General features: G+C 67.7%; 17 protein-coding genes. 12 read left to right on the top strand and 5 right to left on the bottom strand.

The window, feature by feature from the left end; genetic code table 11:
* Positions 1-331 precede the first annotated feature (331 nt).
* The 3 genes from rpsB to A5659_RS17505 all read left to right on the top strand — a co-directional run bounded on the left by rpsB (position 332) and on the right by A5659_RS17505 (position 3490).
* The gene (gene rpsB, locus A5659_RS17515; protein ID WP_066870213.1) at positions 332-1165 is read left to right on the top strand and encodes a 30S ribosomal protein S2; all 834 of its coding nucleotides are present in this window, start codon (positions 332-334) and stop codon (positions 1163-1165) included.
* 12 nt (positions 1166-1177) lie between these two features.
* Entirely contained in the window at positions 1178-2005 is an 828-nt protein-coding gene (gene tsf / locus A5659_RS17510) for a translation elongation factor Ts (RefSeq protein ID WP_067182884.1), read from the top strand.
* A 78-nt stretch (positions 2006-2083) separates the two neighbouring features.
* The gene (locus A5659_RS17505; RefSeq protein ID WP_067022235.1) at positions 2084-3490 is read left to right on the top strand and encodes an amidase; all 1407 of its coding nucleotides are present in this window, start codon (positions 2084-2086) and stop codon (positions 3488-3490) included.
* Between the two features lie 57 nt (positions 3491-3547).
* On the opposite strand, the gene A5659_RS17500 is transcribed toward A5659_RS17505, so the two are convergent.
* Complete coding sequence (locus tag A5659_RS17500) at positions 3548-3967, bottom strand: MarR family winged helix-turn-helix transcriptional regulator (RefSeq protein ID WP_067144517.1); 420 nt, start codon at positions 3965-3967, stop codon at positions 3548-3550.
* 123 nt (positions 3968-4090) lie between these two features.
* Between A5659_RS17500 and A5659_RS17495 the strand changes: the two genes are divergently transcribed.
* Complete coding sequence (locus A5659_RS17495; RefSeq protein WP_066870225.1) at positions 4091-4504, top strand: ChaB family protein; 414 nt, start codon at positions 4091-4093, stop codon at positions 4502-4504.
* Positions 4505-4557: 53 nt separating this feature from the next.
* On the opposite strand, the gene A5659_RS17490 is transcribed toward A5659_RS17495, so the two are convergent.
* Entirely contained in the window at positions 4558-5397 is an 840-nt protein-coding gene (locus A5659_RS17490; RefSeq protein ID WP_067182881.1) for an SDR family oxidoreductase, read from the bottom strand.
* A gap of 90 nt (positions 5398-5487) precedes the next feature.
* On the bottom strand, positions 5488-5661 hold the full coding sequence (locus A5659_RS28205) for a hypothetical protein (protein WP_197498050.1): 174 nt from the start codon (positions 5659-5661) through the stop codon (positions 5488-5490).
* Between the two features lie 303 nt (positions 5662-5964).
* Between A5659_RS28205 and A5659_RS17485 the strand changes: the two genes are divergently transcribed.
* Both A5659_RS17485 and A5659_RS17480 read left to right on the top strand, forming a co-directional pair.
* Positions 5965-6528 (top strand): MPT63 family protein, encoded by a 564-nt coding sequence (locus A5659_RS17485; protein ID WP_067144515.1) that lies wholly within the window; start codon positions 5965-5967, stop codon positions 6526-6528.
* A 93-nt stretch (positions 6529-6621) separates the two neighbouring features.
* The gene (locus tag A5659_RS17480; RefSeq protein WP_066870234.1) at positions 6622-7560 is read left to right on the top strand and encodes a lysophospholipid acyltransferase family protein; all 939 of its coding nucleotides are present in this window, start codon (positions 6622-6624) and stop codon (positions 7558-7560) included.
* Between the two features lie 45 nt (positions 7561-7605).
* Here the strand turns inward: A5659_RS17480 and A5659_RS17475 are convergent, their stop codons facing one another.
* Together A5659_RS17475 and A5659_RS17470 are read right to left on the bottom strand one after the other, a co-directional pair.
* Positions 7606-8325 (bottom strand): response regulator transcription factor, encoded by a 720-nt coding sequence (locus A5659_RS17475; RefSeq protein WP_066870238.1) that lies wholly within the window; start codon positions 8323-8325, stop codon positions 7606-7608.
* A 206-nt stretch (positions 8326-8531) separates the two neighbouring features.
* Entirely contained in the window at positions 8532-8771 is a 240-nt protein-coding gene (locus tag A5659_RS17470; RefSeq protein WP_066870241.1) for a general stress protein CsbD, read from the bottom strand.
* A gap of 342 nt (positions 8772-9113) precedes the next feature.
* On the opposite strand from A5659_RS17470, the gene pyrH reads away from it, so the two are divergent.
* From pyrH to A5659_RS17440, 6 genes are all read left to right on the top strand, one after another.
* Entirely contained in the window at positions 9114-9947 is an 834-nt protein-coding gene (pyrH, locus tag A5659_RS17465; RefSeq protein ID WP_066870244.1) for a UMP kinase, read from the top strand.
* Between the two features lie 63 nt (positions 9948-10010).
* Positions 10011-10568: a ribosome recycling factor gene (frr, locus tag A5659_RS17460; RefSeq protein WP_066870247.1), complete on the top strand. Its 558-nt coding sequence runs from the start codon at positions 10011-10013 to the stop codon at positions 10566-10568.
* 32 nt (positions 10569-10600) lie between these two features.
* Positions 10601-11530 carry a phosphatidate cytidylyltransferase gene (locus A5659_RS17455; RefSeq protein ID WP_067182878.1) on the top strand — a complete coding sequence of 310 codons (930 nt, stop codon included), beginning with the start codon at positions 10601-10603 and terminating at the stop codon, positions 11528-11530.
* 34 nt (positions 11531-11564) lie between these two features.
* Positions 11565-12659 (top strand): 23S rRNA (adenine(2503)-C(2))-methyltransferase RlmN, encoded by a 1095-nt coding sequence (gene rlmN, locus A5659_RS17450; protein ID WP_067182875.1) that lies wholly within the window; start codon positions 11565-11567, stop codon positions 12657-12659.
* Between the two features lie 134 nt (positions 12660-12793).
* Positions 12794-13300, top strand: coding sequence for a protein disulfide oxidoreductase (locus A5659_RS17445; RefSeq protein WP_066870256.1), 507 nt, complete (start codon positions 12794-12796; stop codon positions 13298-13300).
* Between the two features lie 4 nt (positions 13301-13304).
* Complete coding sequence (locus tag A5659_RS17440) at positions 13305-14162, top strand: cytochrome c biogenesis CcdA family protein (protein ID WP_067182873.1); 858 nt, start codon at positions 13305-13307, stop codon at positions 14160-14162.
* Positions 14163-14173: the final 11 nt, after the last annotated feature.

The raw sequence follows: 14173 nt of genomic DNA, 5'->3' as shown, positions 1-14173 counted from the left end.
GCACACATCAGCAGCGCGCTCCACCGCATCCAGGCAGTTCAGCGGGTCCCGAACGGCCGGTCCAGCCGAGTCCCGCCGGGTCTGTGCAGGAGCGGCCCGGTTGGGGAAGCGTGGTAAAAGCACCTGCTGAGTCGGTGTAAACTGCTGGTCGCAGCTCGTTCGCGGGCTGACTTCGCGCGTCTGCATCGCGTCTCTGGTTCCACGAGGAGTTCGCAATCGCATGCCGGGCGGTCCCGACCGGGTTTTCCCGGCTGGGTCCGGCATCGCAGCAGCCGCCAGGGCCCGGCCTCACCCGATGCCAGGCGACAACCGACACAAGTAAGGCACAACCATGGCCGTCGTAACCATGAAGCAGCTGCTCGACAGCGGCACCCACTTCGGGCACCAGACCCGTCGCTGGAATCCCAAGATGAAGCGGTTCATCTTCACCGACCGCAACGGCATCTACATCATCGACCTGCAGCAGACGCTGACCTTCATCGACCAGGCGTACGAGTTCGTCAAAGAGACCGTCGCGCATGGTGGCAGCATCCTGTTCGTCGGCACCAAGAAGCAGGCGCAGGAGTCCGTCGCCGCCGAGGCGACCCGCGTCGGCATGCCCTACGTCAACCAGCGCTGGCTGGGCGGCATGCTGACCAACTTCTCCACCGTGCACAAGCGGCTGCAGCGCCTCAAGGAGCTCGAGGCGATGGAGCAGACCGGTGGCTTCGAGGGCCGCACCAAGAAGGAAATCTTGATGCTGACCCGCGAGAAGAACAAGCTCGAGCGCAGCCTCGGCGGTATCCGCGACATGGCCAAGGTGCCGTCGGCCATCTGGGTCGTCGACACCAATAAGGAGCACCTCGCGGTTGCGGAGGCTCGCAAGCTGAACATCCCGATCATCGCGATCCTGGACACCAACTGCGACCCCGACGAGGTCGACTACCCGATCCCGGGCAACGACGACGCGATCCGTTCGGCCGCGTTGCTGACCAAGGTGATCGCCTCCGCCGTCGCCGAGGGCCTGCAGGCCCGCGCCGGGGTCGGCCGTGGTGACGGCAAGCCCGAGGCGGAAGCCGCAGAGCCGCTCGCCGAATGGGAGCAGGAGCTGCTGGCGTCCGCTACCACCACCGCCCCCACCGACGCCGCTGCGGGCACCCCGGAATCAACAACTGACCCCTCTTAGGAAGGCTGAACATTGGCGAACTTCACCGCTGCCGACGTCAAGCGGCTTCGGGAACTCACCGGTGCCGGCATGCTCGACTGCAAGAACGCGCTGGCCGAAAGCGACGGCGACTTCGACAAGGCCGTCGAGGCGCTGCGGATCAAGGGCGCCAAGGACGTCGGCAAGCGTGCCGAGCGTGCGACGGCCGAAGGTCTGGTCGCGGCCCAGGGCGGCGCGCTGATCGAGCTGAACAGCGAGACCGACTTCGTCGCCAAGAACGCGGAGTTCCAGGCGCTGGCCGACCAGATCGTGGCGGCGGCCGTGTCGTCGAAGGCCAAGGACATCGACGCGCTCAAGGCTTCTTCTATTGACCAAGCCTCGGGCACTAAGACCGTCGAGCAGGCCATCGCGGAGCTGTCGGCCAAGATCGGCGAGAAGCTGGAGCTGCGCCGCGTCGCGAACTTCGACGGTACCGTCGAGACCTACCTGCACCGGCGGGCCGCCGACCTGCCACCCGCGGTCGGCGTGCTGGTCGAATACCAGGGCTCGGACACCGAGGCTGCGCACGCCGTCGCGCTGCAGATCGCCGCGCTCAAGGCCCGCTACCTCTCGCGCGAGGACGTGCCCGAGGACGTGGTGGCCAGCGAGCGCCGCATCGCCGAGGAAACCGCCAAGGCGGAGGGCAAGCCGGAGCAGGCCCTGCCCAAGATCGTCGAGGGCCGGCTGAACGGCTTCTTCAAGGACGCGGTGCTGCTAGAGCAGCCGTCGGTGTCCGATAGCAAGAAGACCGTCAAGGCGCTGCTCGAGGACGCCGGTGTCACCGTCACGCGCTTCGTTCGCTTCGAGGTGGGTCAGGCCTGATCGAGGCCTGACCGCCCCGGCCGCGGACAAGCCGGGAAACCTCCCGGTCGGCAGGGTGCGCGGGTTAGCGTCAGTGCTATGCGACACGTGCACGCGTTCGGCGACGATGCCCTTGGCGATCTGGACGCGGTCGGCCTGGCCGACGCCCTTCGGTCCGGCCGGGTGGGCCGGGCCGAGGTCATCGAGGCCGCAATCGCCCGCACCGAGGCCGTCGACCCGCTCCTGAATGGCTTGGCGTACGCGGCTTTTGACCAAGCGCGGGCCGGTGCGGCCGCCCCGGTGGCGGGCTACTTCGGCGGCGTCCCGACGTTCATCAAGGACAACATCGACGTCGCCGGGCAGCCTTCGATGCACGGCACCGATGCGTGGGCGCGCCGCAATGCCGTCGCCGACAGCGTGTTCACTCAGCTCTATCTCGCCACCGGGCTGACCTCGGTGGGCAAGACGCAGCTGTCGGAATTCGGCTTCAGCGCGTCGGCTGAACACCCTCGCCTGGGCCCGGTCCGCAACCCGTGGGACACCGACTACACCGCCGGAGCGTCGTCGTCGGGATCGGGTGCCTTCGTCGCCGCCGGCGTGGTGCCCATGGCGCACGCCAACGACGGCGGCGGCTCGATCCGAATTCCGGCCGCCTGCAACGGGTTGGTCGGGCTCAAACCGTCGCGCGGGCGGTTGCCCCTGGACGCGACGCTGCGCCGGATGCCGGTGGGCGTCGTCGTCAACGGGGTGGTGTCCCGTTCGGTGCGCGACACCGCGGCCTTCTACCGCGAGGCCGAACGCATCTGGCGCAACCCCAAGCTGGCACCGATCGGCGACGTCACCGGGCCCGGCCGGCAGCGGTTGCGGATCGCGGTGCTCACCCGTTCGATACAGCGCGAGTGCAGCCCGCAGGTGCGCGAGCTGACGCTGAAGTCCGCGGGCCTGCTCGAGGAGCTGGGCCACCGGGTCGAACACGTCGACCAGCCCCCGGTCGCGGCCAGTTTCGTCGACGACTTCGTGTTGTATTGGGGTTTCCTGGCGCTGGCCCAGGTGAGCGGCGGGCGACACATGTTCGGTGAGACGTTCGACCGCAGCAAGCTCGACAGCCTGACGCTGGGTCTGCTCCGGCACACCAGCCGCAACCTGCACCGCCTACCGGCGGCGATCGTGCGGCTGCGCCGGGCGCGCCGGCGCACCGCGCGATTCGCCCGCACTTACGACGCGGTGCTCACGCCGACCGTCGCCGACGAGACGCCGCGCATCGGGTTCCTGGCGCCGACCGATTACCGGCAGGTGATCAGCCGGCTGATCGACTGGGTGTCGTTCACCCCGCTGCACAACGTCACCGGGGAACCCGCGATCTCGCTGCCGCTGGCCCAGTCCGCCGACGGCATGCCGGTGGGCATGATGCTGTCGGCCGATATGGGTCAGGAAGCGCTGCTGCTCGAATTGGCCTACGAGCTCGAAGAGGCGCGGCCATGGGCGCGCATCCAGGCCGCCGGGTGATCGAAACCTGATGGCGCATGCGATCGCCGGGCCTGATGGCGGCGACCCGCTTCACCGCTAGTCGGAGCCGAGTTTCTCGAGCATCCTTTTGAATTCGCGCTGCTGGGTTTCGGTGAGCTTGCTCAGGATGCGGGCGTCGGCACCGCGGACCGCTCCTTCGGCGCGCTTGAGCAGGGCGCGGCCCTGCCCGGTCAGGTTGGCCGGCAGCGCCCGCCCGGAGGACACCGACGACGGGCGCGCCACCGCCCCGACTTCCTCCAGCTTGCGCAGCACGGTGTTCATCGCCTGCGGGGTGACGTTGGTGTGGCGAGACAATTCGGCGCTCGACATTCCCGGCAACATCGAAAGAATGCGCAGGCAAACGAATTCGGGCAGGGTGAGGCCCAGCGGGCCCAACGCGGCGGCAACCTCGGGTCGCAGCACCGCGCCCACCCGGTACAGCAGGTACCCCAGCGGAGCATCGTCGGCCTGAATCATGTCAACGATATTGACATATTTCTGCCGGACCGACGCGCACATCGGGCAGACCGTGATTGTCCGCGCCGCAACGGGGTAACCGGTTGCCTACCAGAAAGCGCTTGTGGTACCCGAGGAGGTTCGATGCCGAAGACGACAAAGGGCGGCGCGGCAAAAAAGAGCGAATTGCCCAGCACATTGCAACGGTCCAGCGCCAAGGCCCAGCGCACGTTCGCGAAAACCCATGATGCGGCCGCCGAGGAGTACGGCAGTGAGGAGCGCGCCCACCGGGTGGCCTACTCCGCCGTCAAGCACAGTTTCGAGAAGGTGGGCGATCACTGGGAGCCCAAGGACAAAAAGGGTCCGTCCGACGAGCGGGCCAAGAGCGGTGGCCGGCGTCCGACCGGTCAATCGGCCGAGGGTGTCGACGCCAACGCCAGCAAAAAGCACCTGCTCGACCTGGCCCGTCGCCTCGACATCGCCGGCCGGTCCAGCATGAACAAGTCGGAGTTGGTGGACGCGATCAAGAAGCACAACCGCAAGGTCCGGGGTCGCTGAGCGGCAGCGCGGACCGTGCTAGTGCGGGATGCGCCGCGGTGTAACGCTTTTCGCTAGAGGATCGGCCGGCCGCCGGTCACGGCCACCCGGGCCCCGGAGATGTAGCTCGCGTCGTCGGAGGCCAACAACACGTAGATCGCGGCGAGTTCGGCCGGCTGACCCGCGCGCCCGAGGGGGACGTTGTCCCCGAAGGATTCCACGCTGTCCGGCGGCATCGTCGACGGGATCAGGGGCGTCCAGATCGGCCCGGGCGCCACGCTGTTGACGCGAATCCCCTTGTCGCCCAGGAGCTGAGCCAGACTGGCCGAGAAATTCGCGATCGCCGCCTTCGTCGCCGCGTACGGCGCCAGGGTGGGATTGGGACTATCGGAATTCACCGACGAGCTGCCGATGATCGACGAGCCCGGGCGCATGTGCGGCACGGCGGCCTTGGCGAGGTAGAAGTACGCACCGATGTTGAGCCGGAACGTATACTCCCACTCCTCGTCGCTGATCTCGTCGAGACTCTTGTGCATCATCTGGAAGGCGGCGTTGTTGACCAGGATGTCCACGCCGCCCAATTCCTGCACCGCCCGGTCCACCACGGTGCGGCAGTGCGCGGCATCGGACAGGTCGCCGGGCACCAACACGCAGTTGCGACCGGCATTGGTGACGTAACGGGCGACGTCACGCGCGTCGTCGTCCTCGTTGAGGTAGGCGATCAACACGTCAGCGCCCTCGCGCGCAAAGGCGATCGCGACGGCGCGCCCGATGCCGCTATCGCCGCCGGTGATGATCGCCTTTTTGCCCAGCAGTTTTCCCGAGCCCTGGTAACTGTTTTCACCACAGTCGGGAATCGGGTCCATCTGCGCCTGTACGCCAGGAACGGATTGTTGCTGCGCCACGAAGCCCATGCCATTTCCTTTACCGATTCGAAGTTTGTTGTGTGATTGACGTTCCGGGCAGGCCGAGCATCTTGCCGGTTTTAACGGTGCACCGCTTTATCAGTCGCGCTGCGCCTGGCCCGCCGTGGGAACGTCGGGGTCGTCGTCGGCGGGCGGCTCCGGATCGCGCCATTCCTCGCTGCGACTGGATCGATTGCCGCGAATCGTGCCCTCCAGTTCCTCCTTGAGCGCGTCGTCCTCGCGTGAACCGTGCTTGGAGTTTCCGCGTTGCACCTAACTGCCCCCTTTGCGGCTGTCTCGGCTTGCGCCCCCGACATTTGCCAGACGCGGGCCTCAGCGCACCGGTTACCCCTCAGCACCCGGACTAATCACCGTGCCGAATGTGAATGATGGTGCAGCTGTTATCAACTGAGGCTGAAGGTGCTCCCCGCGAAAGCAACAATTTTGCGTCTCTAACCGGGCAATTTGGCTAATGGGGCGAACGTCGGTGTTTAAAGCGGAAGTCGGTTGGCTATTTGCTGCTTATATCGTCATGCCCTTCCGGGGGGCAATTGTTCGACACGAAAGGAATGGACAATGAAGGTCACCAAGACTGCCGTCGCGACAGCTGCCGCTGCCGGGGGGATAGCGGTGGCGAGCGTCTTCGCAGCGACGCCCGCGGCCGCCGCGCCCAACATTCAGGGGTTCGGCACCAGCGAACAACTGGTGGACGGGCCGCTGATCACCAACTACACGGTCAGCAACCTGCAGCCCAGCAATGTCACGATTCCCGGGTACACGCCGAAAGGCACGCTGTACCAGGCCGACATCAGCGCCAGGTCGGACGGTGGGCTGGTCACCCCGATGGTCAACGACTTCATCGCCCGCGGGCCCAACGGCCAGAACTACCGCGTGATCGACAAGGTGGGGGCGCCCAACGGGCTCAACCCGGCGCCGATCGCGCCGGGCAACGAGTCGACCGGCACGCTGTACTTCGACGTGACCGGCGCGCCGCCGAACGGCGTCGTCTACAACGACGGCAACCAGGACGTCCTGATCTGGACGTCCAACGTCGAGGGTGGCGCGGCGCCGGGTGCGCCGAACAGCCCGGCACCGGGTGCGCCGCCGGCGCCTGCACCCGCACCCGCGGCACACGCCTGATCTGAGTAAATCTCCCCGCGCCACACCGCCGTGGCGCGGGGAGATTTGCATTGAGGGGAATCGTGCGCGCTCGAATCGGGTATGCGACTACTCATGAGTAACCCGGATCACAGGCCGGCGCCGGTGCGTGCCCAGGCGAAGCGGAACGCCGAGCAAGCCCGCGAGGCCATGGAAGAACGACGCAGCAAGCAAACCGGCGGGGTGAGCGGTTGGGTGGCCGAACGCGCGGGGAGATGGGATCTGTCCGGTCAGGACGAGACCGCCCTGCAGCGCCAGAAGTATCTGTGGAATGTGCTGGTGGACTACTGGTTTCGCATGGAGATCGACGGTTGGGAGAACATCCCCGAGTCGCCACCGGCGCTGTTGGTGGGGATTCATTCCGGGGCGCCGTTCGTGTGGGACGCGTGGACCGTCGGTCTGCAATGGTGGCGGCGGTTCGGACAGGAGCGCACCCTGCACGGGACCGCCCACGATGCGTTGATGGCGATTCCGTTGTTCGGGCGCTACTTCCGGTCCATGGGCGTTTTGCCGGCCGCCCCCGACGCGATCGCGACCGCCCTGGCAGAGGGGCGTGACGTGGCGTTGTGGCCCGGCGGGGAAGTGGATTCGCTGCGCCCGTGGACCGAGCGCGATCAGGCCAACCTGGCGGGGCGGACCGGCTTCGTCAAGATGGCGATCCGGGCCGGGGTGCCGATCGTGCCCATCGCCACCGTGGGCGGCGCCGACGCGATGCCGGTGCTGATCCGCGGGGACCGGCTGTCGAAAGCTCTGCGCCTGGATAAGATCCTGCGGCTCAAGGTGTTCCCGTTGGCCGTCTCGTTGCCGTGGGGTATCGCGCCGGCGGCGCTGCCGCAGCTGCCCCTGCCGGCCAAGATCCGCACCCGCTTCATGCCCGCGGTCGAACTCGACAACGATCCCGCGAAGGCTGACGACGACCAATACGTCGAACGCAAATACCATGAGGTGCAACACGCCATCCAGGACGGGATGAATGCGCTGGCGCGCAAGCGCGCGTTCCCCTTATTCGGCTGACCAGGCACGGAAGCGCTGCAGCGCAGCTAATTACGGCCGTTAGGGTCAGCCTGCCCGCGTTCCGTTGAGGTGGAGACCGGCGTCGGCGACGATCCATTCGGGTTGCGGCGGCGTCGCCGCCCGGTAGCCGACACCTCGCACGGTGTCGACCAGGAATTGGTGCCGGGCGCCGAGCTTGGTGCGCAACCGCCGGATGTGCACGTCGACGGTGCGCACCTTGCCGGTGCTGTCATAACCCCACACTTCCTGCATCAGTCGGGTCCGGGTGAACGCCTGACCGGCATGCTGCACAAGGAAATTCAGCAGTTTGAACTCGGTGAGGGTCAGACACAGATCCTGGCCGTCCAGCGACGCGGTGAAACTGGCCGGATGCAGGACCAGGTCGCCGAACTTCAGCGTGCCGTCGATCACGCTGCGCCGCCGCCCGATCGCCAGCCGGAGCCGCGCCTGCAACTCCTCGGCACAGGTGCCGGGCAGCATCACGTCGTCGAAATTGCAATCGACGTCGACCGCCGCACAGTCCGCCGGCGCCACCAGGGCGACCACCGCGGTGGCGGGGCTGTCGGTCGTGAGGCGATGGCTGACCGCCTGGGCCAGCGCCACGTTGCTACGCGCGTCGATAATCGCGACGTCCGCGGTGGCGAGATGCCCGTCGGTCTCGGCCGTCAGGGCGATGCGGCGAATCGGTTGGGCGAACGCGGCCAAGTCCGGCAGGGCCGATTCGAAATCGTCCTCGTCGGTGAGCACCACCACGTCCAACAGCATCTCCAAACCTCGTCACGTCCCGGCTTCCCCCCCGGTCCGTAGGCACCTCTGTGGAGATGTCTTACAGCGCTACGCCTGGATACCCGTCCCGCCGAAAACTATGCAAAGCTATGCAACCTCAGGCTTTTCACCGGCCGAACCTGCCGGAAAGAAAGACGATGGGCCCGACCCGTTTTCACGGATCGGGCCCATCGTTCACAGCCCTGTTACTGGTTGTCCTTCTGGCGCTCCTCGGCCGCCTTGGCGCCACCGCGCGCGGCTTCCGCCTCGGCTTCCTTCTTCGCTGCGTCGCGCTGCGCGTCGGCCTTGTCCTGCTGCGCCTGGCCCTCGCGGGTCAGGTCATCACGACCCGCCACCGCGCCGACGGCCTCCTTGGCCTTTCCTTTGGCGTCCTCGACGACGCCCTTGACAGCTTCGGCAGGTCCCGACTTGTTTTCTTCAGCCATGGAAAGTGTTCCTCCTCGTTGGCGTACTCTGAGCGATCCACGCTCAACGGCGATCGCGAGCGATCAACCCGGTCATACGGCGAGGCTGGTCCTCGTTGCTTGAGACCGCGTAATTCTGCCGCGTTGTTGCGGGTTCCCATGCCATGCATCGCTCAAACGCGGGGCAACGGCGGCATCGGCGTGGACGAATTCCGGTACCTGGAGACTCGAAAATTGGTCCGGCACGCCAACTATGCGCATAATGCACCCCGCCGACGTCGCATTGTGCTGCGATGAGGCAGGATGTGAAATGCCGTTCCGGATGGAGATCGCCCGGGATGGCACTCTCATGCGAGGAGTCTGATGACGGAGTCCAGGGACCCCCAAGTCGCCGGCGCGGCGGCTGGAAGGCCGGAGCCGACAACCGCCAGCAACGGCATACCGAAATCCGCACCGGACAACGGCCTGGTTGGCGGCCAGTCCCCGAGCCGGGCCAGGTACTCGCGAGTGCTGCTCAAGCTCGGCGGTGAGATGTTCGGCGGCGGGCAGGTCGGCCTGGACCCGGACGTGGTGGCGCGGGTGGCCCGGCAGATCGCCGAGGTGGTCCGCGGCGGTGTGCAGGTGGCCGTCGTCATCGGCGGTGGCAACTTCTTTCGGGGCGCGCAGCTTCAGCAGCGCGGCATGGAACGCACCCGGTCGGACTACATGGGCATGTTGGGCACCGTCATGAACAGCCTTGCGCTGCAAGACTTTCTGGAGAAGGAAGGCATCGTCACCCGCGTCCAGACCGCGATCACCATGGGCCAGGTGGCCGAGCCCTACCTGCCGCTGCGCGCCGTGCGTCACCTGGAAAAGGGGCGGGTGGTGATCTTCGGGGCCGGCATGGGACTGCCGTACTTCTCCACCGACACGACGGCCGCGCAGCGCGCCCTGGAGATCGGCGCCGAGGTGGTCCTGATGGCCAAGGCCGTCGACGGCGTGTTCTCCGCGGATCCGCGGCAGCATCCCGACGCCGAATTGATCGCCGCGATCAGCCACCGCGAGGTCATCGACCGGGGGTTACGAGTGGCCGATGCCACCGCGTTCAGCCTGTGCATGGACAATGGCATGCCGATCCTGGTGTTCAACCTGCTGACCAATGGCAATATCGCCCGGGCGGTCGCTGGTGAGAAGATCGGGACTCTGGTCACCACCTGAACCGAAGACGCGATGATCTGCGCTTGCGAGGATCCGCAACGCAGCTGAGGAGGAGCGGCGCACATGATTGACGAGGCTCTCTTCGACGCGGAAGAGAAAATGGAGAAAGCCGTAGCGGTCGCCCGCGACGACCTGTCGACCATCCGAACCGGGCGGGCCAACCCCGGCATGTTCTCGCGGATCGTGATCGACTACTACGGCTCGGCCACGCCCATCACCCAACTGGCCAGCATCAACGTGCCCGAGGCGCGCCTGGTCGTCATCAAGCCCTACGAGGCCAGCCAGGTCGGCGCGATCGAGACGGCGATCCGCAACTCCGACCTGGGCGTCAACCCCACCAACGACGGCACCCTGATCCGGGTGGCGGTCCCGCAGCTCACCGAGGAACGCCGCCGCGAGCTGGTCAAACAGGCCAAGGGCAAGGGCGAGGACGCCAAGGTCTCGGTGCGCAACATCCGCCGCAAGGCGATGGAGGAGCTGCACCGCATTCGCAAGGACGGCGAGGCCGGCGAGGACGAGGTCGGCCGGGCCGAAAAGGACCTGGACAAGACCACCCACCAGTACATCACCCAGATCGAAGAGCTGGTCAAGCACAAAGAAGGCGAACTGCTGGAGGTCTGACGACCGCTCAGCAGCTAAGTTCATCCAGGCCAGTGGCAACCCCAGAACCCGGCGCAGGCAACCCGCCCGACAATCGGGCGCGCGCCGCCAAGAAGACGAGCGCGCAGCCGGCCAAGAAGACGTCCCGGGCCGGACGCGACCTGCGCGCCGCCATCGCGGTGGGAGCCGGGATCGGCGGTGTGCTGATCGTCACGCTGGTGTTCGCCCCGCGGTTCTGGGTTCCCATTGTCGCGCTCGCCATCATGGTGGCCACCCACGAAGTGGTGCGGCGATTGCGCGAAGCCGGCTACGTCATCCCGGTTATCCCGCTGCTGGCCGGCGGCCAGCTCACCGTCTGGCTGACCTGGCCGTTCCACGCCGCGGGCGCCCTGGCCGGCTTCGGCGTCACCGTGGTGGTCTGCAACTTTTGGCGCCTGTTCATGCAGGACAACACCAAACGGCCCGAGCCGTTCGACGGGTCGCCGTCGGCCAACTACCTCAGGGACGCCTCGGCGACGGTGTTCCTGGCCGCCTGGGTGCCGCTGTTCGCCTCCTTCGGCGTGCTGCTGGTCTACCCGCACGACGGCGCAGGACGGGTGTTCTGCCTGATGATCACCGTCGTCGCCTCCGACACCGGCGGGTATGCCGTGGGGGCGCTACTCGGCAAGCACCCGATGGTTCCGGCGATCAGCCCCAAGAAGTCATGGGAGGGGTTCGCCGGATCGTTGGTGTTCGGGATCACCGCGGCGACGCTGACCGCGACTTTGCTGGCCCACAAACCATGGTGGATCGGCGCGTTGCTGGGCGTCATCCTGGTGCTGACCTGCACGTTGGGGGATCTGGTGGAGTCTCAGGTCAAGCGCGACCTCGGCATCAAGGACATGGGACGGCTGCTGCCCGGCCACGGCGGACTGATGGATCGGCTCGACGGCGTCCTGCCCTCGGCGGTCGCCGCCTGGACGGTGCTGACCCTCGTTCCCTAGGCCGGTCCGGTCGAGAGGCGATACTGGACAGGTCATGGTTGCACAACTGGTTTTCTCCGAGCCGCGTCCCGGCAGGCCGCCGCGGCACCTGGCCGACCTCGACGAGGACGGTCGCACGGCCGCCGTCACCGAGCTGGGCCTGCCGGCGTTTCGCGCCAAGCAGCTGGCGCATCAGTACTACGCGCGGCTGATCGCCGACCCGCGGCAGATGACCGACCTTCCGGCGGGCCTGCGCGACGCCCTCGCCGAGACGATGTTCCCGATCCTGCTCACCGCGGCCGCCGAGGTGACCTGCGACGCAGGCCAGACGCGAAAGACGTTGTGGCGGGCCCTCGATGGGGTCACCGTCGAGTCGGTGCTGATGCGTTACCCGCAACGCAACACGGTGTGCATTTCGTCGCAGGCCGGTTGCGGCATGGCGTGTCCGTTCTGCGCGACCGGTCAGGGCGGGCTGACTCGCAACCTGTCGACGGCGGAGATCCTCGAGCAGGTCCGCGCCGGCGCCGCGGCCCTGCGCGACGACTTCGGGGACCGGCTGTCCAACGTGGTGTTCATGGGCATGGGGGAGCCGCTGGCCAATTACGCCCGCGTGGTGGCCGCGGTGCGGCGCATCACCGCCGCGCCGCCCCACGGTTTCGGCATCTCGGCCCGTTCGGTGACCGTGTCGACGGTGGGGCTGGCGCCCGCCATCCGCAAGCTCGCCGACGAACGGCTCGGGGTGACGTTGGCGCTGTCGTTGCACGCGCCCGACGACGAACTGCGCGACACCCTGGTGCCGGTGAACAACCGGTGGAAGATCACCGAAGCCCTCGACGCCGCGCGGCATTACGCCGACGTCACGGGCAGGCGGGTGTCGGTGGAGTACGCGTTGATCCGCGACGTCAACGATCAGCCTTGGCGCGCAGACCTTTTGGGGCAGCGGCTGCATCGCGCGCTCGGCCCGCTGGTGCACGTGAACCTGATTCCGCTAAATCCGACCCCGGGAAGTGAGTGGGACGCCAGCCCCAAGGCGGTCGAGCGGGAGTTCGTCCGGCGCGTGCGCGGCAAAGGGGTTTCCTGCACGGTGCGCGACACGCGCGGCCGCGAGATCAGCGCCGCGTGCGGACAGCTGGCCGCCGAAGGCGGGTAGCTGGAGCGCAGGCGATCAGGCACCAGCGTGCGGACAGCTGGCCGCCGAAGGCGGGTAGCGCGCGGCCGTCGGGTGAACCCGCAGGGCGACGCGCACGTCTTAAAGGCATAACTTCAACAACCCGGGGGTGTGCCGTGATCCGCTTGTTCTCTCCGCTCAAGTTGTTTGTCGCGGCCCTCATCGCCGCGGCACTGATAGTGGTGCTCGGTGGCGCGCCGCGCGCGGCCGCCGCCGATGACCGGCTGCAATTCAGCGGCACGACCCTGGCTGGTGCGCCGTTCAACGGCGCCAGCTTGCAGGGCAGACCCGCGGTGTTGTGGTTCTGGGCGCCGTTTTGCCCGTTCTGCAACGCCGAGGCCCCAGGCGTCAGCCAGGTGGCGGCCGCCAATCCCGGCGTCACCTTCGTCGGCGTTGCCGGTCACTCGGATGTCGGCGCGGAACAGAACTTCGTCTCCAAGTACGGCCTGAGATTCACCAACCTCAACGACGCCGACGGCTCGATCTGGGCCCGCTACAACGTCCCCTGGCAGCCCGCCTACGTGTTCTACCGCGCCGACGGCAGCTCGACGTTCGTCAACAACCCGACGTCGGCGATGTCCCAGCAGGAGCTTTCCGACCGGGTCTCGGCCCTGAGGTCCTGACTCGGTGGACCAGGGTCTGGTCGGCCTGGCCTTCGCCGCCGGATCGGTGGCCGCGCTGAACCCGTGCGGTTTTGCCATGCTGCCCGGCTACCTGCTGCTGGTGGTGCGCGGCCAGGGTTCGGGGGCGGTCTCGGGTGCGGCGGCGGCCGGGCGTGCGCTGGCGGCCACCGCGGGGATGGCGCTGGGCTTCCTGACGGTGTTCGGCGCGTTCGGCGCCCTGACCGTCTCGGCGGCGAGCACCGTGCAGCGGTTCCTGCCGTACGCCACCGTGGGCGTGGGTGTGGTGCTGATCGGGCTCGGGGCGTGGCTGCTGGCGGGCCGGGGACTGTCGGCCCTGACCCCGCGACCGCTGGGCCCGCGGTGGGCGCCCACCGCGCGGCTGGGCTCCATGTACGGCTACGGCATCAGCTACGCGATCGCCTCGCTGTCGTGCACCGTCGGGCCGTTCCTGGCCGTCACGGCGGCCGGCCTACGCGGGGGATCGCTCGTCACCGGGGTGGCGATCTATCTCGCCTACAGCGCAGGGCTGACCCTGGTGGTCGGGGTGCTGGCGGTCGCCGCGGCCACGGCGAGCGCGGCGCTGGTGGACCGGTTGCGCCGGCTCCTGCCGTTCGTCAACCGGATCGGTGGCGCGTTGCTGGTGCTGGTCGGGCTGTACGTGGCCTATTACGGCGGTTACGAGGTGCGACTGTTCGGCGCCGGCGGCGACCCGCGGGACGCGGTGATCACCGCGGCCGGGCGGCTACAGGGCGCGATGGCCGGCTGGGTGCATCAGCACGGGATGTGGCCGTGGCTGGTGGCCGTGTTCGCATTGACGGCCGTGGTGATCGGGGGCGCCTGGCATCGTCGGGTGCGCCGCTAGGGCAAACGCGC

Source organism: Mycobacterium sp. 1165196.3, assembly GCF_001673415.1.
Taxonomy (GTDB): Bacteria; Actinomycetota; Actinomycetes; order Mycobacteriales; family Mycobacteriaceae; genus Mycobacterium; species Mycobacterium europaeum_A.
The sequence above is the reverse complement of the archived record's forward strand: the minus strand, read 5'-3'. Positions and strand labels throughout refer to the sequence as shown.

What these genes read in the sequence shown, in the direction of transcription:
- A5659_RS17495 (WP_066870225.1), top strand. Translation starts at nt 4,091, where the DNA reads ATGCCGAAGACGACAAAGGGCGGCGCGGCAAAAAAGAGCGAATTGCCC.
- A5659_RS17500 (WP_067144517.1), bottom strand. Translation starts at nt 3,967, where the DNA reads ATGATTCAGGCCGACGATGCTCCGCTGGGGTACCTGCTGTACCGGGTG.
- A5659_RS17475 (WP_066870238.1), bottom strand. Translation starts at nt 8,325, where the DNA reads ATGCTGTTGGACGTGGTGGTGCTCACCGACGAGGACGATTTCGAATCG.
- A5659_RS17505 (WP_067022235.1), top strand. Translation starts at nt 2,084, where the DNA reads ATGCGACACGTGCACGCGTTCGGCGACGATGCCCTTGGCGATCTGGAC.
- A5659_RS17470 (WP_066870241.1), bottom strand. Translation starts at nt 8,771, where the DNA reads ATGGCTGAAGAAAACAAGTCGGGACCTGCCGAAGCTGTCAAGGGCGTC.
- rpsB (WP_066870213.1), top strand. Translation starts at nt 332, where the DNA reads ATGGCCGTCGTAACCATGAAGCAGCTGCTCGACAGCGGCACCCACTTC.
- pyrH (WP_066870244.1), top strand. Translation starts at nt 9,114, where the DNA reads ATGACGGAGTCCAGGGACCCCCAAGTCGCCGGCGCGGCGGCTGGAAGG.
- A5659_RS17480 (WP_066870234.1), top strand. Translation starts at nt 6,622, where the DNA reads ATGAGTAACCCGGATCACAGGCCGGCGCCGGTGCGTGCCCAGGCGAAG.
- A5659_RS17490 (WP_067182881.1), bottom strand. Translation starts at nt 5,397, where the DNA reads ATGGGCTTCGTGGCGCAGCAACAATCCGTTCCTGGCGTACAGGCGCAG.
- frr (WP_066870247.1), top strand. Translation starts at nt 10,011, where the DNA reads ATGATTGACGAGGCTCTCTTCGACGCGGAAGAGAAAATGGAGAAAGCC.
- A5659_RS17485 (WP_067144515.1), top strand. Translation starts at nt 5,965, where the DNA reads ATGAAGGTCACCAAGACTGCCGTCGCGACAGCTGCCGCTGCCGGGGGG.
- rlmN (WP_067182875.1), top strand. Translation starts at nt 11,565, where the DNA reads ATGGTTGCACAACTGGTTTTCTCCGAGCCGCGTCCCGGCAGGCCGCCG.